Source organism: Pseudomonas sp. LBUM1652 (assembly GCF_059716105.1).
Genome location: NZ_CP166804.1, coordinates 5,188,439 through 5,210,708 on the forward strand (window position 1 = coordinate 5,188,439; position 22,270 = coordinate 5,210,708).

Annotated in this window: 20 protein-coding genes; 12 read left to right on the top strand and 8 right to left on the bottom strand. The window is 59.0% G+C overall.

From position 1 onward, the window contains the following. Positions 1-3: 3 nt before the first annotated feature. From cyoA to hmpA, 4 genes are all read right to left on the bottom strand, one after another. Positions 4-945 (bottom strand): ubiquinol oxidase subunit II, encoded by a 942-nt coding sequence (gene cyoA, locus ACA069_RS23350; protein WP_201236894.1) that lies wholly within the window; start codon positions 943-945, stop codon positions 4-6. 825 nt (positions 946-1,770) lie between these two features. After that, on the bottom strand, positions 1,771-2,280 hold the full coding sequence (locus ACA069_RS23355) for a disulfide bond formation protein B (RefSeq protein ID WP_187677977.1): 510 nt from the start codon (positions 2,278-2,280) through the stop codon (positions 1,771-1,773). A gap of 25 nt (positions 2,281-2,305) precedes the next feature. Next, on the bottom strand, positions 2,306-2,866 hold the full coding sequence (locus tag ACA069_RS23360; RefSeq protein WP_187677978.1) for an ester cyclase: 561 nt from the start codon (positions 2,864-2,866) through the stop codon (positions 2,306-2,308). Positions 2,867-3,085: 219 nt separating this feature from the next. Then, a complete protein-coding gene (gene hmpA / locus ACA069_RS23365) occupies positions 3,086-4,267 on the bottom strand; it encodes an NO-inducible flavohemoprotein (protein ID WP_497615319.1) in 1,182 nt (393 codons plus the stop codon). Between the two features lie 163 nt (positions 4,268-4,430). On the opposite strand from hmpA, the gene norR reads away from it, so the two are divergent. From norR to ACA069_RS23390, 5 genes are all read left to right on the top strand, one after another. Beyond that, the gene (norR, locus tag ACA069_RS23370; protein ID WP_497615320.1) at positions 4,431-5,990 is read left to right on the top strand and encodes a nitric oxide reductase transcriptional regulator NorR; all 1,560 of its coding nucleotides are present in this window, start codon (positions 4,431-4,433) and stop codon (positions 5,988-5,990) included. Between the two features lie 113 nt (positions 5,991-6,103). Then, entirely contained in the window at positions 6,104-7,006 is a 903-nt protein-coding gene (locus ACA069_RS23375) for a chemotaxis protein CheV (protein ID WP_187677981.1), read from the top strand. 27 nt (positions 7,007-7,033) lie between these two features. Beyond that, positions 7,034-7,492 carry a GNAT family N-acetyltransferase gene (locus ACA069_RS23380; protein WP_497618292.1) on the top strand — a complete coding sequence of 153 codons (459 nt, stop codon included), beginning with the start codon at positions 7,034-7,036 and terminating at the stop codon, positions 7,490-7,492. Between the two features lie 73 nt (positions 7,493-7,565). Continuing rightward, positions 7,566-7,892, top strand: coding sequence for a hypothetical protein (locus ACA069_RS23385; RefSeq protein ID WP_497615321.1), 327 nt, complete (start codon positions 7,566-7,568; stop codon positions 7,890-7,892). A gap of 83 nt (positions 7,893-7,975) precedes the next feature. Beyond that, on the top strand, positions 7,976-8,725 hold the full coding sequence (locus tag ACA069_RS23390; RefSeq protein WP_497615322.1) for a YkgJ family cysteine cluster protein: 750 nt from the start codon (positions 7,976-7,978) through the stop codon (positions 8,723-8,725). Between the two features lie 84 nt (positions 8,726-8,809). Here the strand turns inward: ACA069_RS23390 and ACA069_RS23395 are convergent, their stop codons facing one another. The 4 genes from ACA069_RS23395 to ACA069_RS23410 form a co-directional block, all read right to left on the bottom strand. Then, positions 8,810-9,955 (bottom strand): transporter substrate-binding domain-containing protein, encoded by a 1,146-nt coding sequence (locus ACA069_RS23395; RefSeq protein WP_497615323.1) that lies wholly within the window; start codon positions 9,953-9,955, stop codon positions 8,810-8,812. 118 nt (positions 9,956-10,073) lie between these two features. Continuing rightward, entirely contained in the window at positions 10,074-10,313 is a 240-nt protein-coding gene (locus ACA069_RS23400; RefSeq protein ID WP_187677985.1) for a hypothetical protein, read from the bottom strand. A gap of 111 nt (positions 10,314-10,424) precedes the next feature. After that, on the bottom strand, positions 10,425-10,730 hold the full coding sequence (locus ACA069_RS23405; protein ID WP_497615324.1) for a type 1 fimbrial protein: 306 nt from the start codon (positions 10,728-10,730) through the stop codon (positions 10,425-10,427). A gap of 260 nt (positions 10,731-10,990) precedes the next feature. Further along, a complete protein-coding gene (locus ACA069_RS23410; protein WP_497615325.1) occupies positions 10,991-11,353 on the bottom strand; it encodes a DUF6124 family protein in 363 nt (120 codons plus the stop codon). A gap of 905 nt (positions 11,354-12,258) precedes the next feature. Between ACA069_RS23410 and ACA069_RS23415 the strand changes: the two genes are divergently transcribed. The 7 genes from ACA069_RS23415 to ACA069_RS23445 all read left to right on the top strand — a co-directional run bounded on the left by ACA069_RS23415 (position 12,259) and on the right by ACA069_RS23445 (position 22,195). Beyond that, complete coding sequence (locus ACA069_RS23415) at positions 12,259-13,419, top strand: efflux RND transporter periplasmic adaptor subunit (RefSeq protein ID WP_497615326.1); 1,161 nt, start codon at positions 12,259-12,261, stop codon at positions 13,417-13,419. After that, positions 13,416-16,517 (top strand): multidrug efflux RND transporter permease subunit, encoded by a 3,102-nt coding sequence (locus tag ACA069_RS23420; RefSeq protein ID WP_497615327.1) that lies wholly within the window; start codon positions 13,416-13,418, stop codon positions 16,515-16,517. Before ACA069_RS23415 ends, ACA069_RS23420 begins: the two co-directional genes overlap by 4 nt. Positions 16,518-16,525: 8 nt before the next feature. After that, positions 16,526-17,203, top strand: coding sequence for a heavy metal response regulator transcription factor (locus tag ACA069_RS23425; protein WP_007916978.1), 678 nt, complete (start codon positions 16,526-16,528; stop codon positions 17,201-17,203). Further along, on the top strand, positions 17,193-18,557 hold the full coding sequence (locus ACA069_RS23430) for a heavy metal sensor histidine kinase (RefSeq protein WP_497615328.1): 1,365 nt from the start codon (positions 17,193-17,195) through the stop codon (positions 18,555-18,557). The genes ACA069_RS23425 and ACA069_RS23430 overlap by 11 nt, the downstream gene beginning before the upstream one ends. Positions 18,558-18,863: 306 nt before the next feature. After that, complete coding sequence (locus ACA069_RS23435; protein WP_187677991.1) at positions 18,864-19,085, top strand: hypothetical protein; 222 nt, start codon at positions 18,864-18,866, stop codon at positions 19,083-19,085. A 193-nt stretch (positions 19,086-19,278) separates the two neighbouring features. After that, positions 19,279-20,595 carry an OprD family porin gene (locus tag ACA069_RS23440; protein ID WP_489878748.1) on the top strand — a complete coding sequence of 439 codons (1,317 nt, stop codon included), beginning with the start codon at positions 19,279-19,281 and terminating at the stop codon, positions 20,593-20,595. A 91-nt stretch (positions 20,596-20,686) separates the two neighbouring features. Continuing rightward, on the top strand, positions 20,687-22,195 hold the full coding sequence (locus ACA069_RS23445) for a sensor domain-containing diguanylate cyclase (protein ID WP_497615329.1): 1,509 nt from the start codon (positions 20,687-20,689) through the stop codon (positions 22,193-22,195). The last annotated feature ends 75 nt before the right edge of the window (positions 22,196-22,270 follow it).

The following is a 22,270-nucleotide window of genomic DNA, read 5'->3' on the forward strand; positions in this document are numbered from 1 at the left end:
CGTTTACTCCTCTGCCCCGGCAGCTGAATGCGAACTCGAGTCAATTTCCGTGGCCGCCACTTCTTTCTCTTTCTTCTCGTGCTTCAGCGGCTTGCCCGGCTTCATACCTTCGTACTTGTCGACGATGATCTGGAACTGGTTCGGCGTGACCGAGGAGTAGAGTTCGACTGGGTTGTTCTGGCTCGGCTTGGCAAGGGCTGCGTATTCAGCCTGATCAAGCTGTTTAGGTGACTTCTTGACTTCACTTACCCAGGCGTCGAAATCTTCCTGAGTGGTTGAGATGGCTTTGAACTTCATGCCGGTGAAACCAGCACCGCTGTAGTTGGCGGAGATCCCGTCCATTTCAGCGTTGCGGTCAGCGATCAGGTGCAGCTTGGTCTGCATGCCCGCCATCGCGTAGATCTGGCCGCCCAGGCCCGGGATGAAGAACGAGTTCATCACGGCATCGGAGGTGATCTTGAAGTTGATTGGCGTGTGCGCCGGGAACACGATCTTGTTGACCGTGGCAATGCCTTGTTCCGGGTAGATGAACAGCCACTTCCAGTCCAGCGCGACCACTTCGATGGTCACAGGCTTGACGTCGGATTGAATTGGACGATACGGGTCCAGTTCGTGGGTCGAAATGTAAGTGATGTAACCCAGGGCAATGATGATCAGCACCGGGATGGTCCAGACCGCCACTTCGATTTTGGTCGAGTGCGACCATTTCGGGGTGTAGATGGCGTCTTTGTTGGAGGCGCGGTACTTCCAGGCAAACAGGAAGGTCATGACGATGACCGGCACCACAACCAACAGCATCAGCAGGGTCGCGGTGATGATCAGGTTGCGCTGTTCCAGGCCAACCTGGCCCGTTGGATTGAGCAAGGTCATGTTGCAGCCTCCCAGCAACAACGTGCCGAGCAGCGGCACTAGGCCTAGTAATCTGGGGTACCTGTTTTTACTCATCTCACGACCTCTAAAGCAGCTTGCGCAATGCAGTTGGGTTTTGATCGCCAACACTTCACCCTGCCAAGGGTTGGCATTTTCTTTGGATTGAATAAGGGCCGCCCGTCGCGCGTCAGACGCTCGACAAAACCTGGGACAGCGGTCAGTTCTTATTCGAATTCGTGGTCAAAGGCCTTGTTACAGACCAATTCCATTTGGTGCGGAAAGTTGGAAGGCACCGACACCTGGGTGTCTTGAAAGCCTCACGACTTACTCGACACCCGACTTCCTGCTCGCCTCCTTAATAAAGGCTGAACAGTGCCGGGAATTCAGTGCGGGCGATTGTAGATAGGTAGCGCCCTATACACCATGTCTTATCCCGAAATAATTTTTATCCGTTCGAGCAACAATCCATCGCCATTTTTGCAAAAGTGCCGCATGTTATCGAAATCGATTCTCAACAAAAACACCAAATTTTGTAGGTGTACACGCCTCAGTTCAGACAGCTCTGAAGGCATTTCCTGAATGCCGGATCAGCGCAAAGCCCGATACCCCAAGGCTTCTGGCCATTTGCCTGCGCTTGTTAAAACTGCCTGATCTGGCACACGCGTGCAAAAGCCAAAATTCAATGAAACTGACCAATCCTTTTTTGTAACAGCGCACCAATCCGTGTCGCTGCGACGGCCTGCGACACGGTCTGTGTGACAACATGTCGCACATCTGCCGCACCCTCCCTTGCCGTTCGTCACGGTGTTTTCACAAACACCCTGAAATGCAAAACGCCCCGATTTGCTGAACCGCAAATCGGGGCGTTTTCTGTATCGGCCAATCAGCCGAATAGTTGACTCAGCGCAGTGCTTTTCGGTTACGCGAGGTCAGCAGTGGCACTAGAATCACCACCAGCACGAACGCCACCAGCGCCCATTGCGCCAGCGACAGACCGAGTATCGGCGGGTACGGGGTCGAGCAGAAACCGTCGACCTGGAAGCCCAGCGGGAAGATCTTCGCCAGCGGCAGATCATCGACAATCGGCTGCAACACATCGATACCGCAGCTCACCGCCGGATAGAACTGGGTGTACACGTGATGCCCCGCCACGCCGGCACCGGCAATCGCGCAAATCACCACCAGCGCTTCGAACACGGTGATGCTGCGCTTGGTCCGCATGGCCGCGCCGATGAACGCGAACAGCGCGATCAGCAGCAACGCATAGCGCTGCAAGATGCACAGCGGGCACGGCGCTTCGCCGAGCACGATCTGCATGTACAGCGCGCCACCAATCAGCGCCAGGCAGATGATGCCCAGCAGCACCAGAAAGCGCCGCTCACGTCCCAGTCGAATCGTTTCCTCGCTCATCGCGTTTCCCTTATATGTCCATGGTTCAGCTGGCCGGCGGCTGCGCTTGCAGTTGCGCCATCAGGCTGATGTTGTCTTCGATATGCCAATTGGCCGCAATGCGACCGTTGTCGATCTGATAGATATCGGTTGCCCGGAAGTCTACACGCTGACCCTGCCCTTTGAGAGCCTTGAACGTGCCAGTGAAATGCCCGCGAAAGTGCAAATGCACTACCACGCGATCACCGGCGACGATCATTTGCTCGATCTCGCAACTCAAGTCCGGCACCGCCGTGCGAAAAAACTTCGACGCCAGCAATGGCCCGGTCGGCCCCTGCACCCGGCCTTCGGGTGGGGTCTTGTCGACAAATTGCGGCGACAAGGCGGCGGTGGCCAAGGCCTCTTCACCGCTGTTCCAGAAACTGCCATAACGCCGCGCCGCCAGCTCCATGGCTTGCGCCTGTGCCTTGGGCAGGCTCTGATCGACAATCAGGGTCTGCGGTTTGATCAAGGCCGATTCGGCAGAGGCAAACGGACTGGCCAGCAAAGCGGCCGACAGGCCCAGAGCGGCAAGGCTGAAATGACGGGACAAGGTGAGGTGCGACATGAGGGCGATCCTGATCAGGTAAACGAACGAGCGCCTATCATCAGCATCGGGGAATAAACGATAAACCGGTTAAGAAACGATTAACCTTTAAACACTTTTTACGAATCAGGACCGTGTAACGGCAAATCGCGAGCAGGCTCGCTCCCACATTGGATCTGCGTTGAACACAAATCCTGTGGGAGCGAGCCTGCTCGCGAATGAAGGCGACGCGGTTTCAGATCACTCCAAAGCCGCCGCCGGCCCGAAGAACTCATACCGGCTCTGCTTCTCCGGCACACCCAGTGCTTTCAAATGGCGCTTGATCGCCCCCATGAAACCTTTCGGCCCAAGGAAGTAAGCGTCGACATCACGCTGCGCCGGCAGCCACTCGCCGAGCAACTCCTCGCTCAACAGGCCGACCTTGTCCGCCGCCGGGCTCACGCCGTCATCTTCGGCGTAGCAGTAGAAACGCTTGAGCTGTGGATGACGTTCGGCCAACTCATCAATCCAGTCGCGGAACGCGTGGACGCTGCCATTGCGCGCGCAGTGGATAAAATGCACCGGACGCTCAGTCTCCAGCGCCGCTTCCAGCATCGCCAGCGTCGGGGTGATGCCGACACCGCCACTGATCAGAACCAGCGGCTTGTCGCTGGCGGTCAGAACGAACTCACCCGATGGCGGGAACAACTGAATGCTCGCGCCGACATGCAGTTGATCGTGCAAATGATTGGAGGCACGGCCTCCCGGTTCGCGTTTGACGCTGATGCGGTACTGACCGTTGTTCGCCAGTGCCGACAGCGAGTAGTTGCGGCGGATTTCTTCACCGTCGAGGATCAGCTTCATACCGATGTACTGACCCGGCTCGGCTGCGAGGATCGGGCCTTTGTCCGCTGGCTCGAAGTAGAACGAAATGATTTCCGCGCTCTCCTCGACCTTGGCCGCCACAATGAACTCCCGCGCCCCGCGCCAGCCGCCGACGGCTTGCTCTTTCTGGTCGTAGATGTCGGTTTCGGCGCCGATCAGGATATCAGCCAGTTGCCCGTAAGCCGCGCCCCAGGCACTCATCACTTCTGGCGTGGCGATCTCTTCGCCGAGCACTTCGGAGATAGCGCGCAGCAGGCAGGCACCCACAATCGGGTAGTGTTCCGGGAGAATTTGCAGAGCTACGTGCTTGTTGATGATCTTCGCCACCAGATCACCCAACTGGTCGAGCTGATCGATATGCCGCGCGTACATCAACACGCCGTTGGCCAAGGCCCGCGGTTGGTCGCCGCTGGCCTGGTGGGCCTGGTTGAACAACGGGCGGACTTCCGGGTATTCGGCGAGCATCATGCGGTAGAAGTGGGTAATCAACGCTTCACCACCGCTTTCCAACAGAGGCACGGTGGATTTGACGATGGCACGATCCTGGACGCTAAGCATAAGGTTGACTCCTGAGCTTGATTTAAAAGTTACCTAGGCTTATCAGTTTCCATGCCAACTAATTTATTCATATAAATCAGCAGCTTAAAAACATAGTAGTCAAATCGACTCAAAGCTCTTTATAGTCATCCCGACTACATCTTGTCTCTTTGACTACAAGACCATGACTGCCAAATCCCTGCTCACCGCGTTGCTTCCCCTCGTATCCGACCTCTCACGCGAACTGCCCGAGGGTGAACGCTACCGACGCCTGCTCGAAGCCATGCGCGCCCTGCTGCCGTGCGATGCCGCCGCGTTGTTGCGCCTCGACGGTGAATCGCTGGTGCCGCTGGCAGTCGATGGTTTGAGCACCGACACCCTGGGCCGGCGCTTCAAAGTCAGCGAGCATCCACGCTTTGAAGTGTTGTTGGCAGGCAGAGGCCCGACCCGGTTTGCCGCCGACAGCGACTTGCCTGATCCCTACGACGGTCTGGTCGACGGCCTCGACGATCACCTCGAAGTTCACGACTGCCTCGGCTGCCCGTTGTTTGTCGATGAAAAACTCTGGGGTCTGATCACCCTCGATGCCCTCGACCCCGAGCGTTTCGAGCCGATCGAACTGGACGCTTTGCAAGCCTTCGCCAGCCTCGCCTCGGCCACGGTCAACGCCGCCGAGCGCATCGAACGGCTGGCAATCCGCGCTGAAGACGAGCACCAGCGCGCCGAGGTCTACCGTCAGGCCAGCGGTCAGCAGAACCGCGAAATGATCGGCCAGAGCAAGGCGCATAAACATCTGGTGGAAGAAATCAATCTGGTCGGCGGCAGCGATCTGACCGTGTTGATCACGGGTGAAACCGGGGTCGGCAAAGAGCTGGTGGCTCAGGCGATCCATGCAGCCTCCAAGCGTGCCGACAAACCGATCATCAGCCTCAACTGCGCCGCACTGCCCGACACACTGGTGGAAAGCGAACTGTTCGGCCACGTGCGCGGCGCCTTCACCGGCGCCACCAGCGACCGCCGTGGCAAATTCGAACTGGCCAATGGCGGCACGCTGTTTCTCGATGAAGTCGGCGAGCTGTCGCTGACCGTGCAGGCCAAGTTGTTGCGGGTCCTGCAAAGCGGCCAGTTGCAGCGTTTGGGTTCGGACAAGGAACATCAGGTCGACGTACGCCTGATCGCCGCGACCAACCGCGATCTGGCCGAAGAAGTGCGCAGTGGCCGCTACCGGGCCGACTTTTATCATCGTCTGAGCGTGTACCCGTTGCGGGTGCCGGCTCTGCGTGATCGCGGCCGTGACGTATTGCTGCTCAGCGGTTTTTTCCTCGAACAGAACCGCTCGCGCATGGGCCTTAATAGCCTGCGGCTCACCAGCGACGCTCAGGAAGCCCTGCTCGCCTACACTTGGCCGGGCAACGTACGTGAGCTGGAACACTTGATCGGGCGCAGTGCGTTGAAGGCTTTGGGCAACTGCAAGGTGCGGCCGAAAATCCTCAGCCTGAGTGCGGCGGACCTGGATTTGCCGCGCGAGGTTGTGGATAACTCGCCCGAACCGATTGCCGGGGTTGTCGCGGCGATGCCGTTGATCAGCGGGGATTTGCGCAGCGCGACCGAGGAGTATCAGCGGCGGTTGATCAGTGCGGCGCTGGAACGCAATCAGGATAACTGGGCGAGTGCGGCGCGGGAGTTGGGGCTTGATAGAGCCAACCTCGGACGGATGGCCAAGCGGTTGGGGATGAAAAGCTAAGCCCCCCACCCGACAACTGACCTAAAGCCCACCCCATTAACGCCGATAACCCGGCATCAATAGTTTCTGGCGATTTGCACCCTCGCCCACCACCTTTTCCACAGAAGGTTTATATGTCTTCCACCAAAGCCCGCGCAGACTCACTTTCGCTTCTGCTGTTTACCTTGCGCAGCGGCAAGCTGATGGCGATCAACCTGCTGAAAGTCAGTGAAATCATCCCCTGCCCGCCGCTGACCAAAATGCCGGAGTCGCACCCGCACGTTAAAGGCATTGCGACCCTGCGCGGCGCCTCGTTGTCGGTGATCGACCTCAGCCGCGCCATCGGCGAGCGGCCGTTGGAAGACCCGAACGGCGGCTGCCTGATCGTCACCGACGTCAGCCGTTCGAAGCAGGGTCTGCACGTCCAGGCGGTGAGCAAGATCGTCCATTGCCTGACCACCGACATCAAGCCACCGCCGTTCGGTTCCGGCGGCTCGCGGGCCTACATCACTGGCGTGACCTCAGTGGACGGCACACTGGTGCAAGTGCTGGACATCGAAAAAGTCATCCACAGCATTGCCCCGGCGCAGATCGAAATGGCGCCGACCGACCTGTCCATGGAAGACGCCGATGTACTCGGCAACGCGCGGATTCTGGTGGTCGACGACAGCCAGGTGGCGCTGCAGCAATCGGTGCACACCCTGCGCAACCTGGGCCTGCAATGTCACACCGCGCGCAGTGCCAAGGAAGCCATCGATTGCTTGCTCGACCTGCAAGGCACGGCGCAACAGATCAACCTGATCGTCTCCGACATCGAAATGTCCGAGATGGACGGCTACGCCTTCACCCGCACCCTGCGTGAAACCCCGGACTTCGCTCACCTTTACGTGCTACTGCACACCTCGCTCGACAGCGCGATGAACAGCGAAAAAGCCCGACTGGCCGGGGCCAACGCGGTGCTGACCAAGTTCTCCTCGCCGGAACTGACCCAACGCCTGATCGAAGCGGCCAAGCACGTCGCCGCCAACGGCCACTGAGTGTTGGGCGAGACCTACTGCTTTTTGATGCGGCGCGATTTGCGAGCAGACGTGCCGGAAATGGTCTGGCCGGAGGGTGTTGAGATCAGCACTTACCGGCCGGAGTTGGCATTGGCTGTGCATCACCTCATGCAACTCGGTCACCGGGAAGGTGGGGGGCGAGTGCCAGATCTCGACACCTGGCAACGGCGCTTTGAAAGCGATCCGGAATATGACCCGTCGCTGTGTTTCATTGCTCTTGATGCCGAGGGCGTGGTCGGTGTGGTGCAGTGCTGGACCAGTTCATATATCAAAAATCTGGTGGTGCATCCGCGCGCTCAAGGCCGAGGTTTGGGTCGGGCGCTACTGTTGAATGCATTCAAAATTTTTCAGCAGCGGCGCGAAGGATTTGTTGATTTGAAGGTGCTGGAAGATAACGTTCGGGCGCAGCGGCTGTATGAGAGTGCCGGGATGTATGTGGTTCGCCGGGAACGTGTTCCCGCCTGATAAACCGCCATCGCCAGCAACTTCCAGCCCTCAGGCATACTCCAACCTTGGTCATTACAAGGATGCCCCAACCATGAAAGCCATTACCGCAAGCCTGCTCTGCCTCACCGCCCTCGCTTCCCAAGCCCACGCATCAAGCCCCGACGCATGGGCCGCCTACGACAAAACCGTGCTCGCCAGTTGCACCAAAACCAGCGGCCTGAAAAACGCCAAACCCGTCGGCACCCCCGCTCAATTCGACGACCGCGTCGGCTACACCGCCGTGTTGCTGCAAGGCCAATACCCGCAAAAACACATGAAAGGCCAGCAAGGCACCGAACTGTGCCTGTACAACAAAAAGTCGAAAACCGCGTTCGTCACCGAGTGGGACTCGATCCGACCAACCGCCAAAGCCCAGTGAATGGCGCATAACTTGCTTCGATCCGGGTCTGCACGGCGATTTTCTGCCGCCGATTCACACCCTGATTGAAGATTGATCGCTCAATGACTACGACGTTTTCCTGCGTAGGTTGCGGCAAATGCTGCACTGACCATCATGTGCCCCTGACCCTGGCCGAAGCCCGCATGTGGGCGGCGGACGGCGGCCAGGTCATCGTGCTGGCAGAGGCTTTTCTCGGCAACGGTCTGGGCTTGCCGGCGCAGCAACGTGAACACGCCGAGCGGCGTTCGGCGCTGGTACGCAGCGGCGCATCGGACGTGCACGTGGCGATCACCTTTGCCGCGTACAACGTCGGCCCTTGTCGGAATCTTGACGAAGACAAGCTATGTCGCATCTACGAGCGTCGGCCTTTGGTGTGTCGAATTTATCCGGCGGAAATCAATCCGCATATCCCGCTCAACCCTGCAGCCAAGGATTGCCCGCCAGAGTCATGGGAACAGGGGCCTGCGCTGATCGTCGGTGGCGAATTGGTTGATCAGGAACTGATTGAACTGATTCAGCGCTCAAGGCAGGCGGATCGCGATGACATTCGGCTCAAGGATGCGATTTGTGCCGCATTGGGGATTCGTACCACCGCGCTCAAGGGCGACGGGTTCACGGCGTATCTGCCGAATATGGACGCTTTTGCAGCGGTGATTGATCAGGTGAGCGCGCAGCCACTGAGCGAAGCATCGAGTGAATGGCTGTTTCATTTGTCCGGTGATGATGTCGCCGGGCAAGTGCTCGCGGCCGGGGCGCAGGTGGTGACGGAGCCGGCGCAGACGTATGCGTTTATTTCTCTGCGGGTGGCTTGATCCAGATGCTGCGAATCACCGGTATTTAGCCATCAACCGTCAGTGTCCAGAGACGAGACGGTCGATGGAGAAAGCTTCGATGACTCAGCGTCGAGCCACCGCCAGGCACTCAAGCTCCACTTTTGCGCCCGGCACCACCAGTTGTTTGCCAGCGAATGTAGTGCGCGCCGGTAAGCGGTCAGCCGGGAAATAACTGCGATACACCTCGTTCATGCCGGCAAAATCCTTGACGTCAGTCAGAATCACCGTGCATTTGGCGACGTGATACAGCGATGAACCGCTGCTGTGCAAAGCGCTACGCAGGTTCTCCATCACTTGAGTCATCTGCGGGCGAATGCCCCCTTTAGTCAGCTCGCCTTTATCATTGAGCCCCAGCACGCCGGATAAGTAGATCGTGTCTCCAATCCTGACCGAATCAGAGAACGGAAACCCTTCGGCATTGGGCTGATAACGAAGTGACTCTTCAACGACGGGCGGAAGGTACCCTTCGGTAATCACTTGATACACACCATTGAGCTTCAGACGTCCAAGGGCGGCGTTCAGGTCATCGCGCAGTTTACTGTCGGTTTTGCGCACAGCCATGGCCACGCCGGTGCCCAGCATCGGATCTTTCAGCGGTGGACCAGCGAATTCAAATGCCGCACCTCGGGAATGCCGCAGCAGCGCCTCAGTGATTTCGATGGAGTCTTGCAGAGTGGCATCTATCTCGCCGGTCAGCAGGCTGGCGATCAGCTGGTCGTTGAACTGAAAACTGCGCACCGTCACGCCAGACGGCGCCCATCGTTCCCTGGCGAACGCTTCACGGCTGGTGCCGGCCAGCACGCCGATACGTTTACCTTCGAGGGACCGGACATCCGGTTGCAGGTTGGAACCCTTGCGCGCGACCAATTGGCTGCTCAGCGGGTAGAGATTGTCAGTGAAGTCAATTCGCTCACGACGCGCCACCGTGGCGGTCATCGGCATGATCACATCGAAGCGATTGTCCTCAAGTGCCGCGATGTTGGTCGCGTAATCCTGATCGACCCAGACGCAGCGCTTTTGCAACTCCGCGCACAACGCATTGCCCAGTTCGATGTTCAGCCCGACCAGCTCACCTTTATCGTTTCGGCTTTCAAATGGAGGAACAAGGGGCTCAACGCCGAAACGAATCGTCGGTTCAACCGCTGAGGACACGCAGCCGCTGGTCAGGGCTAACACCGACAAGATGGATATGATTTTTGCCAGAGACATTGAGATGACCTTCATCAAAGCATTCACGAGGGCATGAATCTTCGACGAGAGGTCATCGGAATTCCCAGAAGACGGATCGCTTATCCGTGTGGGAATAGTCTCTTTCTGAGAGAGAAACTCAGCGCTTGCCCATCGAACGACGGGTACCCGGCGGGGCCATGCCCGGGGTCTTGGTGTGACCGTTCTTGGCGCCGTTCTTGTACCACGGCTGGTTCGAGTCTTTGGCAGCGGCCAATTCGCCCGGTTTGAACGGGAACTTGAACGCCGGGATCTCGGCTTTGGATTCGCTGGCGTCGGCCAGTTCAGCCGGGACATCGCTCACGGCGTCGTCAACCGGCGGTTGGATCGGGGAAGTCATGAAAGCTCCGCAAAACAAAAAGTCGCGCCCGGTAAGTGAGCCGCGAAGGCGCGCAGTATACCTGCGCGCCACGGGTCAGCACCTGAAGATTTGCAGCGTACGCCGAACGGTTTACAGGTACGTGATGGTGACGATGCCTTTATCGGGCGAGGTCTTCAGCGGCTCAAAGGTCATGGTCATTGGCAGCGCTTCATGGCTGCACGCGTTGCGGTACGTGTCGACGTCGAGCTTCAGACCGGGCTTGAGTTCGATCTGGCGAGACTCGCTGGAGCTCAACGTGCCGGCTCGCCCTACTTCACAGGCGGAATCGACGATCTGCCCGATAAAGCGGATTTCACCGGAGGTGGTTTGAGGGGCAGCGGAGACCGTGAACGGAAGCAGGACAAATACACAGAACATGACGGTTACTAGCTTCATTGCAGGACACTCCCGTAGAGACCCACGCGGTGAACGACTGGGCTATACAACGTGTATCCGCTGGTGGGGGCGGATCTTTAGGAGCGTAGTTGGCGCAGCAAAGAAGGATCCCGATTCGGGAATGACCGGTGGTGAGTTTGCGGGGTGGTTCACAGGTTGAAACTGTCACAGCTGTTCGTCATCGCCAGCAGGCTGCTCCCACAATTGGAATGCGTACTCCCGTGGGAGCCAGCCTGCTGGCGAAGAACGATAACGCGGACTCAGGTCTGCGGATCAACCCTATCCAGCGCCCGGTTAACTGCAAGCTCGGCGAGCATGATGATTTGCTGGATGCCGAGCGCCGTGTTGCGCTGCAAGCCGCTTAACTCATTGGCGAAATTACTGGTCGCCGCACTGGCGGACGCCAACGACTCACAGGCGTGGGCGAGCAGACTTTCGGTGTCGATGTTGGGACAGACCATGAACATGGTGCTGGGTCTTCGTGGTTTCGAGGGTTCGGGACAGAGGTAGAAATCGAGGGCGCGTTTTATGGCCTCGTGGTTTTTGATGCGGTCTTCGGCGCGGATGGCGTCGGCGAGAGGGATGGATGTTTCGTTTGGTGGATCCGGTACTAGTTTGTCCAAAATACAACTCCTGCTGATGCTTGAGCGGAAGCCATCGTTCGCCGGATCTCACGCGGCGAATGGGTGGCAGCTATGTGCAGGGTGAGATCCACCGAAGCAGGCAACCGGCCAGACCGAAGTCTGCCCGCACACAGCCGCCATAACGCAGGCAGCAGATTGAGTTGGCGCCAATTATCGTTGTGTTGGCGTCAGTTGCAAGCTATCCGGGGATCTCACTCCCGATCGCTGAGTTGTCAGCGACAGCCAAAGACTAGAGAGCGCACGTCCGACGGACAACCTGAAAACCTTGTGGGAAGGTTCTGGTGATTTCATACACCTCTAAACACAGCAAAGTAATCGGGTGACTGTGTGGGCCTCATCGCTGGCAAGCCAGCTCCCACAGAAAGCAAAAGCCAGATCAAAAGATCGCAGCCTGCGGCAGCTCCTACAGAGGAGACAGGTACAACCCGCATGCGGCGAATGCCGCCCCACTCAACAATGAGCGTTAGCTCGAGTAAAGCTCTTGATCTTGATCTCAGAGCCCGTCGGCAGGCTGAGCGGAGGGATTGATCCGGGTGTGGGAGCGCAGCGACCGTTCGACGAAGTCGAACACATCGAGAGGAGGTGCAGCGCAGCAAACCGGAGGCGATGCGCCCGGATCAATTCCGGAGCGAAGGAACCCGAGCCACAGCGAGGGCCGAACGTCAGGGCAAAGCCTTTTTGGTTACTTTTTCGGCGTCTGGAAAAAGTGACCCGCCGTAAGGGCGGAACCCTAATCAGCAACACCCGCAGCAACGGATATTCACCCACCCCCAAAACCCCCACCAAACTGACAGCGCCGTCAGTTTCCGGTCACCCTCCTGACCCCCAAACAAGTTTATAAATACCCAACCTGCCCAAACTCCATACCCTTGGCGCCCCAAAGCATGCGAATCCAAAAACACAAAGCCCTGCTAGCCACCCTGCTCATCGCCCTGGCAGCCATGGGCCTATGGTTTGCAATCAAACCGGCCCCGACCAAACTCGCCACCCCAACCGCCATCCCGGTACGAGTCATAACCGTCAGCGAAAAAGACGTCCCCCGCTACACCAGCGGCATCGGCTCAGTCCTTTCATTACACAGCGTGGTCGTACGCCCGCAGATCGACGGCACCCTCACCAAAATCCTCGTCAAAGAAGGCCAACTGGTCAAAACCGGCGACCTGCTCGCCACCATCGACGACCGCTCAATCCGCGCCAGCCTCGACCAGACCCGCGCGCAACTGGGCGAAAGCCAGGCCCAACTGCAAGTCGCCCTGGTCAACCTCAAACGCTACAAACTGCTCAGCGTCGACGACGGCGTCTCCAAACAGACCTACGACCAGCAACAAGCCCTGGTCAACCAGCTCAAAGCCACCGCCCAGGGCAACCAGGCCTCGATCGACGCCGCGCAGGTACAACTTTCCTACACGCAGATTCGCTCCCCGGTCACCGGCCGCGTCGGGATTCGCACAGTCGACGAAGGCAACTTCCTGCGCATGACCGACACCCAGGGACTGTTCACCGTGACCCAGATCGACCCGATCGCCGTGGAATTTGCCCTGCCCCAGCAAATGCTCCCCACCCTGCAAGGCCTGATCAACGATCCGCAGCACGCGCAGGTCAAGGCCTACATCGGTGCCGACACCGATGGCGAAACCGGCAATCTGCTCGGCGAAGGTCATCTGACCCTGATCGACAACCAGATCAACGCCAACACCGGCACCATCCGCGCCAAGGCCGAATTCGACAACGCCAGCCAGAAACTCTGGCCGGGCCTGCTGGTGACGGTAAAAATTCAGACGGCTCTGGAGAAAGATGCGCTGGTCGTCCCGCCCACCGTCGTACAACGCGGCCTCGATCAACACTTCGTCTATCGCGTGAACGGCGACAAGGTCGAAGCCGTACAGGTGCAGATGGTTTATCAGGGCAGCGGTCAGGACATTATCAAAGGCGTGAAGGCCGGTGACGTGCTGGTCACTGACGGCCAGTCGCGGCTCAAATCCGGTTCGACTGTGCAAGTGATGAGTGAGCCGCCGCAGGTGGTGCAAGCAGGGCCTAAACCATGAAGGAACACAAAGGGATTTCGACGTGGTGCATTGATCACCCGGTGGCGACGATTCTGCTGACCATCGCTTTGGTGCTGGTCGGCATTATTGCCTTCCCGCGCTTGCCGATTGCCCCACTGCCGGAAGCGGAATTTCCTACGATTCAGGTGTCCGCGAAATTGCCCGGTGCCAGTCCCGACACCATGGCCTCGTCCGTGGCCACGCCACTGGAGGTGCAATTCAGCGCCATCCCCGGCATGACCCAGATGACCTCAAGCAGTGCCCTGGGCTCAACCCTGCTGACCCTGCAATTCAGCCTCGACAAGAGCATCGACACGGCCGCCCAGGAAGTACAAGCGGCGATCAACACCGCCGCCGGCAAGCTACCCAAGGACATGCCGACGCTGCCGACCTGGAGGAAGGTCAACCCGGCGGACAGCCCGGTGCTGATCCTCAGTGTCAGCTCGACACAGATGCCCGGCACCGAACTCAGTGATCTGGTGGAAACCCTGCTGGCACGTCAGATCAGTCAGATCGACGGCGTAGGCCAAATCAACATTACCGGTCAGCAACGTCCGGCGATCCGGGTGCAGGCCTCAGCGGATAAACTCGCGGCCATTGGCCTGACCCTCGCCGACATCCGTCTGGCGATCCAACAGACCAGCCTCAATCTGGCAAAAGGAGCGCTTTACGGCGAGTCGAGTATTTCCACGCTGTCGACCAACGATCAGTTGTTCCAGCCCGAGGAATACCGCCAACTCATTGTTTCCTACAAGGATGGCGCCCCGGTTCACCTAAGAGATGTCGCCAACGTCATCAACGGTTCGGAAGATGATTATGTGCAAGCGTGGGCGGGTGATCGACCGGGGGTAAACCTGGTCATTTCGCGCCAACCGGGCGCCAACATCGTCGAGACAGTGGATCGAATTCAAGCCGCCCTGCCCGGCCTCGAAGCCATGCTGCCAGCCTCTGTGCAGGTCGACGTTCTGATCGACCGCACCCAGACCATCCGCGCCTCGCTGCATGAGGTCGAGATCACGCTGCTGATCGCGATCCTGCTGGTGGTGGCGGTGATGGCGCTGTTCCTGCGCCAGTTGTCGGCGACGCTGATCGTGTCAGCAGTGCTCGGTGTGTCGCTGATCGCCAGTTTCGCGTTGATGTACATCCTCGGTTTCAGCCTCAACAACCTGACGCTGGTGGCGATCGTGGTGGCCGTGGGGTTTGTGGTCGACGATGCGATTGTGGTGGTGGAGAACATCCACCGGCATCTGGAGGCCGGCGACGAGATGCGCGAGGCCGCGATAAAAGGCGCCGGCGAGATCGGCTTCACTGTGGTCTCGATCAGTTTCTCGCTGGTGGCGGCGTTTATTCCGTTGCTGTTTATGGGTGGCGTGGTCGGGCGGTTGTTCAAGGAATTCGCTCTGACGGCAACCTCGACCATCATGATTTCCGTGGTGGTTTCGCTGACGCTGGCACCCACACTGGCGGCGTTGTTCATGCGCAAACCGGTGCACCACGCCAGCGATAAACCGGGGTTCAGCGAACGCTTGCTCGGCTGGTACGAAAAAGGCCTGCGCCGCGCCCTCGCCCATCAGAAATTGATGATCGGCGTGTTTGGCTTGTCCCTCGCTTTGGCCGTCGCCGGTTACATCTTTATCCCCAAGGGGTTCTTCCCGATACAGGACACCGGTTTTGTCCTCGGCACCACCGAAGCCGCTGCGGATATTTCCTACGGCGACATGGTGAAAAAACACTTGGCCATGGCCGAAATCGTCGCCGCCGATCCGGCCGTGCAGGCGTTTTCCCACTCGGTGGGTGTGTCCGGGAGTAACCAGACCATTGCCAACGGTCGCTTCTGGATCGCCCTGAAAAAACGCGGTGACCGCGACGTCAGCGCCAGCCAGTTCATTGACCGAATTCGCCCACAACTGATGAAAGTCCCTGGCATCGTGCTTTATCTGCGCGCCGGCCAGGACATCAACCTCAGCTCCGGCCCGAGTCGTGCGCAGTATCAATACGTGCTCAAGAGCAACGACGGCGCGACCCTCGCCACCTGGACCCAGCGCCTGACGGAAAAACTGCGCAGCATCCCGGCGTTTCGCGATATTTCCAACGATCTGCAATTGGGCGGCAGCATCACTCACATCAGCATCGACCGCAGCGCCGCTGCGCGTTTTGGCCTGACTGCGAGTGACGTCGATGAGGCGCTGTACGACGCCTTCGGCCAACGGCAAGTCAATGAATTCCAGACTCAGGTCAACCAGTACAACGTGATTCTGGAGCTGGACACCAAGCAGCGCGGCAAGGCCGAAAGCCTCAACTATTTCTACCTGCGCTCGCCGCTGAGCGGGGAAATGGTGCCGCTGTCGGCGCTGGCCAGGTTCGACGCGCCGACCATCGGCCCGTTGTCGATTGCCCATGACGGCATGTTCCCGGCCGCCAACCTGTCGTTCAACCTCGCCCCCGGCGTGGCGTTGGGCGATGCGGTGATTCTCCTCAACCAAGCCCAGGCCGAGATCGGCATGCCGACCGCGATCAGCGGCAATTTCCAGGGTGCGGCGCAGGCATTCCAAAGTTCGCTGGCCAGTCAGCCTTGGCTGATTCTCGCGGCGTTGGTGGCGGTGTACATCATTCTCGGTGTGCTCTACGAGAGCTTCGTGCATCCGCTGACGATCATTTCGACGCTGCCGGCGGCGGGCCTGGGAGCGGTGATCATGTTGTGGATCTGCGGCCAGGACTTTTCGATCATGGCGCTGATTGGCCTGGTGTTGCTGATCGGCATCGTCAAGAAGAACGGCATCCTGATGATCGACTTCGCCCTCGAAGCCCAACGCAACCGTGGGCTGACGCCGCAGGAAGCGATTTTCGAGGCGTGCATCACGCGGTTCCGGCCGATCATCATGACCACCCTCGCCGCCCTGCTCGGCGCGCTGCCGCTGATGCTCGGCTACGGCACCGGCGCCGAACTGCGCCAGCCGTTGGGGATCGCCGTGGTGGGCGGTTTGTTGGTGAGCCAGATGCTGACGCTGTTTACCACGCCGGTCATATACTTGTGGCTTGAGCGGCTATTTCATCGGCCCAAACCCATGCCTTTACCGGCACTGGCGACCACAGACTGAGGCGGGTCATGCGCGTTCTGATTATCGAAGACGAGGAAAAAACCGCGGATTATCTGCACCGCGGTCTGACGGAACAGGGTTACACAGTGGATCTGGCCCGCGACGGCGTCGAGGGCCTGCACCTGGCGCTGGAAAGCGACTACGCGGTGATCGTCCTCGACGTCATGCTGCCGGGCCTCGACGGCTTTGGCGTGTTGCGCGCATTGCGTGCGCGCAAGCAAACCCCGGTGATCATGCTCACCGCCCGCGAACGCGTTGAAGACCGCATCAAGGGCCTGCGCGATGGCGCCGACGATTACCTGGGCAAACCGTTTTCCTTCCTTGAACTGGTCGCGCGCCTGCAAGCGCTGACACGACGCAGCGGCGGCCATGAACCGGTGCAAGTGAGCATCGCCGACCTGTGGATAGATTTGATCAGCCGCAAGGCTACCCGTGCCGGCACGCGGCTGGATTTGACCGCCAAAGAGTTTTCGTTGCTGAGCGTCCTCGCCCGCCGCCAGGGTGAAATCCTGTCGAAAACCGCGATTGCCGAGATGGTCTGGGACATCAATTTCGACAGCGACGCCAACGTGGTCGAAGTCGCGATCAAACGCCTGCGGGCCAAGCTCGACGGGCCGTTCGACGAGAAACTGCTGCACACTATCCGTGGCATGGGTTATGTGCTGGAGAGCCGCGGTGTCCAGTAATTCTATTGCCCTGCGCCTGAGCGGGATGTTCACGCTGGTGGCGTTGGTGGTGTTTCTGTTGATCGGCGGCGCGCTGTATCAGCAGGTCGACAAGGGTTTGGGCCTGTTGCCGGAAGCCGAACTGGACGCGCGTTACAGCGTGCTGGAGTCGGCCCTCAACCGTTTTGGTACGCCCGAGCATTGGGTGAAGATCAACGCCAAGCTCAAGCTGCTGAGCGAAGAAGACAAACGCATTCGTTTCTGGGTGGTGAGCGGCAATCCGGGTTATGAGTTCGGCGAGCCGAATGCCGAGATCCGCGCCTTCGCCAAAGGCCCGACGGGCATGCATGACTTGAAGTTACCCGGCCAGCCTTACCCGTTGAAGGTGCTGCTGACCGAGTTGCCGGCCAAGGATCAGCGCCCGCCCCTGCGCTTTATGATCGGCATCAATACCGAGACCTTTCATGAGACCCAGCACAACCTGCTGATCGCCTTGATCGGCTTGGCCATTGCCGGTGTGCTGATGGCCTCGGCACTGGGCTATTGGGTGGCGCGGATCGGCCTCAAACCGCTGATCAAACTGTCCCATGAGGCGCAACGCCTGGCACCGCCGCTGCGGGCCGGGCGCTTGCGTCTTTCGCCATTGCCACCGGAACTTGAGCAGTTTGTCGACTCGTTCAACTCGACGCTGGAACGGGTTGAACAGGCTTACTCGCGGCTGGAATCGTTCAACGCCGATGTGGCCCATGAGCTGCGCTCGCCGCTAACCAATCTGATTGGCCAGACGCAGGTAGCACTGACGCGCGGACGTTCGGCCGAGCACTACTTCGAAGTGCTGCAATCCAATCTCGAAGAGTTGGAGCGGCTGCGTTCGATCATCAACGATATGCTGTTTCTGGCCAGTGCCGATCAGGGCAACAAGGCCACCAAACTGACTTCGACGTCGTTGGCCGATGAGGTGGCAACGACTCTTGAATACCTGGATTTCATCCTCGAAGACGCGCAGGTTCAGGTGCAGGTCAGCGGCGATGCACAGGTGCAGATCGAGGTCGCGCATTTGCGACGGGCGTTGATCAATCTGCTGAGTAACGCAGTGCAGCACACTGAAGCGGGTCAGGTGATCGAGGTGCGCATCGAGGTCGAGGAACATCAGGTGAGTATCGGCGTGGCCAACCCCGGTTCGCCGATTGCCAGTGAGCATTTGCCACGGTTGTTCGAGCGCTTTTATCGGGTCGATGCTTCGCGCAGCAACAGTGGGAACAACCATGGGCTGGGGCTGGCGATCGTGAAAGCGATTGCGCTGATGCATGGTGGGGATGTGTTTGTGCGCAGTGATCGGGGGATGAATACCTTCGGGATTTATTTACCGGTCTGAAAAGCCCCTCACCCTAACCCTCTCCCAGAGGGAGAGGGGACTGACCGCGTTGTTCTTTCAAGGTACGCCGACCTGAAATATCCAGTCGAACCCGGATTCTGAAAAGCCCCGGATCTGCTCCCTTTCCCCCTCGCCCCCCCTAGGGGAGAGGGCTGGGGTGAGGGGGTTGCTCTTGACTACACCGCGATCTTCGACTTTTACCTTCTGCGCAACAGTCATTTATGAAAATCACGCTGTTTCCCACCGCCCGGCAACCTTATCTTTGCCCGCACCAAACAGCACTTGCCAAGCAAGAAGGTTTTCAGAATGTCCAACAGTATGGGTATTGCCAGCGCTTTCGTTTTGTCCTCATTGATCCTGTCGCCCATGGCGATGGCTGAAGAATCCCAAGCGTTCGTCGCGCAAAACAGCGCACGTGCCCAGGCGTACGATCAGCATCAGGCAGAAATGATGGCCAAGGCCAAAGACGCGACGCAGGCGCCTCAAGCTGCCGCCGCCCAGGCTCAAGCGTCCGAGAAAGACAGCTGAGTCGCGCACTGCACCGTTTCCCTCGACGCGGTTGTTTGGCTCTTCCCGTTCAACCGTCGTCATTCCAGGCCGCTGCCTTTCAGCGGCCTTTTTTCGTTGTGGTCTGAAAGCTGTTTGGTGCGTCTTTTACAACAAGAAACATCTAGCGCCTCAAGACATTGAGGTGCCGTTGACCCAAGGAGCTTTACCGCACGTGCGTTACCCAGTCCGTTACACGCCGCTGTTCATTGCAATTGCCGCAACGATTGCCCCTGCCGTTCACGCCGACGAACCCGCACCAGAAGGCTTCGTCGAAGGCTCGAGCCTCAACCTCAACGCCCGCAACTACTACATGAATCGCAACCGCCTGCAGAAGGCGGACGACAACATCGAGTGGGGCCAGGGCTTTCTCGGCATCTTCCAGTCGGGTTACACCGAAGGTACGGTCGGTTTCGGCATGGATGCCCACGCCATGCTCGGGCTGAAACTGGATGGTGGTGGCGGCACGGACGGCTCCAGCATCCTGCCGATCAGCGATGGCAACGGCAAAGCGCCGGGGTCGTTCTCGACAGCGGGCGGCACCTTGAAAATGCGTGCGTTCGACACTGAACTGAAGGCCGGAGATCTATTCCTTACCAACCCGGTGATTGCCGGCGGTGACAGCCGCATGCTGCCGCAGACGTTTCGTGGCGTCAGCCTGACCAACCACAGCTTCGATGGCTGGTTGATTGAAGGCGGCCAGGCCAGTTTCACCAAGCCTTACAACCAGAGCGGCCACACGCGCATCGGTACTTCGTATGGCACCCTGACCGATGGTGACGATAGCCGTCACCTGAACTGGGCCGGCGTTTCCTGGAGCGGCGTTGAAGGCCTGACCAGCAGCCTGTATGCCTCGGAGCTGAAGGACATCTGGAACCAGTACTACTACGATCTGGATTACACCTGGCAAGTGAATGATCTGGTCAGCCTCAACCCTGGCCTGCACTTTTATCACACCCAAGACACCGGCGATGCGCTGCTCGGCGACATCGACAACAACACCTACAGCCTGCATTTCACCGTCGGCATCGGCAGCCACAGCGTCACTGCCGCGTATCAGCGGGTCAACGGCAATACGCCGTTCGACTACATCAGCCAGGGCGACAGCGTTTACCTCGACAACTCCCAGCAGTACTCGGACTTCAACGGCCCCAACGAGCGTTCGTGGAAGCTCAAGTACGCCTACGACTTTGCCGGTGTCGGCGTGCCGGGGTTGACGTCGGCGGTGTCCTACTCGCGCGGTACGGTTGACCTGACCAAAGTGGACCCGGACAGCCAGGGCTATTCCAACTGGTACAGCGCCGATGGACGCAACGCCAAGCACTGGGAACGCGACATCGACCTCAAGTACGTGGTGCAAAGTGGCCAGGCCAAAGATCTGGCAGTGCGCCTGCAATGGGCCACTAACCGTGGAGGTAACGGGTACGGCGCGATTGATTCAGACACAGATGAATACCGCGTAATCATCGACTACCCGATCAACGTCTTCTAAGATCGGCGCTACAGTAAAAAGGCCAGCCTGAAGGCTGGCCTTTTTGCGTCTGCAACTACGCTTATATAACTTCCCAACCGACAACCCCATCATGATCGCGAGCCGTACCCCACCTGCTTCGGGCAAAACCGGACGCCCCGAACTGCTGCTGATTTGTGGCAGCTTGCTGACCGTGATCGCGATTATCTGCATCGTCACTTTTCTATTGATTCGTGAGCACGCCAACGCTCAGGAGTCGGCCACCCGCAGTGCCAAGACCATCGCTCAGTTGATCGATGCCGACGTGCTGCGCACCGTCGAGTTGTACGACCTGACGCTGCAAGGCCTGATCGCCGCCTCGCAGCGTGATGACTTGCGCGACGTCACGCCGCAGATCCGCCATCTGGCGTTGTTCGACCGTTCGACCACCGCCCGCTACAAAGGCGACATTCTGTTGCTCGACAAGCATGGCGATGTGGTTGCCGATTCTTCGCGCGTCGAACCCAAACCCGGCAACTTCGCCGACCGCGATTACTTCCTTGCCCATGCGTTCAACCGCGACACTGGCATGTTTATCAGCCGCCCGTTCAAGACCCGTTGCGACTGCGATGAAGCCAATCAATGGCGCATCAGCTTCAGCCGACGCATTTCCTCTGAAACCGGGGAATTCGTCGGCGTGGCCGTGGCTTCGTTGAAGCTCGATTACTTCGACCAGTTGTTCAACAGCCTCGACATTGGCCACAACAGCACGCTGAACATCATCGACAACGACGGTGTATTGCTGGCGCAGAAGCCGTACCTGCAAAGCGACTCCATCGGCAAAAGCTTCGGCAATCGGCCCAATGTGGTGCGGATCCTGCGCGACCCAACCGGCAATGGCAGTTTCAACAGCGTTTCGAGCATCGATTTCCAACAGCGGCTCTATACCTATTCGCGAGTCGGCAATTTGCCGTTGACGGTGATCGTCGCACTGTCCGGCGATGAAGTGTTCGGCACTTGGCGGCGCACGGCGTTACTGATCAGCGGCGCCACCGGCATACTGTGCCTCGGTCTGCTGTGGCTGACGTGGCTGCTGGCCCGGGAACTGCGCTTGCGCCAAAGGGCCGAGCGCGAGCTGGCGCAACTGGCGGCCACCGATGCGCTGACCGGGGTAGCCAACCGGCGGATGCTCGATCAGGCGCTGCGCCACGAGTGGTTCCGCGCCCAACGTTCGGGCAAGCCGCTGTCGGTGATGATGATCGATGCCGACCACTTCAAGGCTTTCAATGACCTCCATGGGCATCAGGCTGGCGATCAGGCGTTGCGCGAGCTGGCCAAGGTGATCACGGCGAGTGTGCGACGACCGGCGGATCTGGTGGCGCGCTATGGCGGCGAAGAGTTTTCGGTGATTCTGGCCGAGACCGACAGCGCGGGCGCGCAGCAGATTGCCGAGCATATTCGTCAGGCGGTGGAGCAATTGCCGTGGCGCAACGGAGCGCAGGTGCCGATGACGGTGAGTATCGGTATTTGTGTCTGGACAGCGGCCAGTGAGATGACGCTGGAGCAGTTGTTGTTTGCGGCGGACAAGGCGTTGTATCAGGCCAAGGAAGGTGGCCGCAATCGGGTGGTGGTTGCTTCCTGAAAGTTCTGCGGCGAAGGCGCCAAGTCAGCAATACAAAAACAACAGGCATAAAAAAAGGCCATCCGAGGATGGCCT

Bases quoted from the DNA above. Each gene is read 5' to 3' on its own strand.
- cyoA (WP_201236894.1), bottom strand. From the start codon at position 945: ATGAGTAAAAACAGGTACCCCAGATTACTAGGCCTAGTGCCGCTGCTC.
- ACA069_RS23355 (WP_187677977.1), bottom strand. From the start codon at position 2,280: ATGAGCGAGGAAACGATTCGACTGGGACGTGAGCGGCGCTTTCTGGTG.
- ACA069_RS23360 (WP_187677978.1), bottom strand. From the start codon at position 2,866: ATGTCGCACCTCACCTTGTCCCGTCATTTCAGCCTTGCCGCTCTGGGC.
- hmpA (WP_497615319.1), bottom strand. From the start codon at position 4,267: ATGCTTAGCGTCCAGGATCGTGCCATCGTCAAATCCACCGTGCCTCTG.
- norR (WP_497615320.1), top strand. From the start codon at position 4,431: ATGACTGCCAAATCCCTGCTCACCGCGTTGCTTCCCCTCGTATCCGAC.
- ACA069_RS23375 (WP_187677981.1), top strand. From the start codon at position 6,104: ATGTCTTCCACCAAAGCCCGCGCAGACTCACTTTCGCTTCTGCTGTTT.
- ACA069_RS23380 (WP_497618292.1), top strand. From the start codon at position 7,034: ATGCGGCGCGATTTGCGAGCAGACGTGCCGGAAATGGTCTGGCCGGAG.
- ACA069_RS23385 (WP_497615321.1), top strand. From the start codon at position 7,566: ATGAAAGCCATTACCGCAAGCCTGCTCTGCCTCACCGCCCTCGCTTCC.
- ACA069_RS23390 (WP_497615322.1), top strand. From the start codon at position 7,976: ATGACTACGACGTTTTCCTGCGTAGGTTGCGGCAAATGCTGCACTGAC.
- ACA069_RS23395 (WP_497615323.1), bottom strand. From the start codon at position 9,955: ATGTCTCTGGCAAAAATCATATCCATCTTGTCGGTGTTAGCCCTGACC.
- ACA069_RS23400 (WP_187677985.1), bottom strand. From the start codon at position 10,313: ATGACTTCCCCGATCCAACCGCCGGTTGACGACGCCGTGAGCGATGTC.
- ACA069_RS23405 (WP_497615324.1), bottom strand. From the start codon at position 10,730: ATGAAGCTAGTAACCGTCATGTTCTGTGTATTTGTCCTGCTTCCGTTC.
- ACA069_RS23415 (WP_497615326.1), top strand. From the start codon at position 12,259: ATGCGAATCCAAAAACACAAAGCCCTGCTAGCCACCCTGCTCATCGCC.
- ACA069_RS23420 (WP_497615327.1), top strand. From the start codon at position 13,416: ATGAAGGAACACAAAGGGATTTCGACGTGGTGCATTGATCACCCGGTG.
- ACA069_RS23425 (WP_007916978.1), top strand. From the start codon at position 16,526: ATGCGCGTTCTGATTATCGAAGACGAGGAAAAAACCGCGGATTATCTG.
- ACA069_RS23435 (WP_187677991.1), top strand. From the start codon at position 18,864: ATGTCCAACAGTATGGGTATTGCCAGCGCTTTCGTTTTGTCCTCATTG.
- ACA069_RS23445 (WP_497615329.1), top strand. From the start codon at position 20,687: ATGATCGCGAGCCGTACCCCACCTGCTTCGGGCAAAACCGGACGCCCC.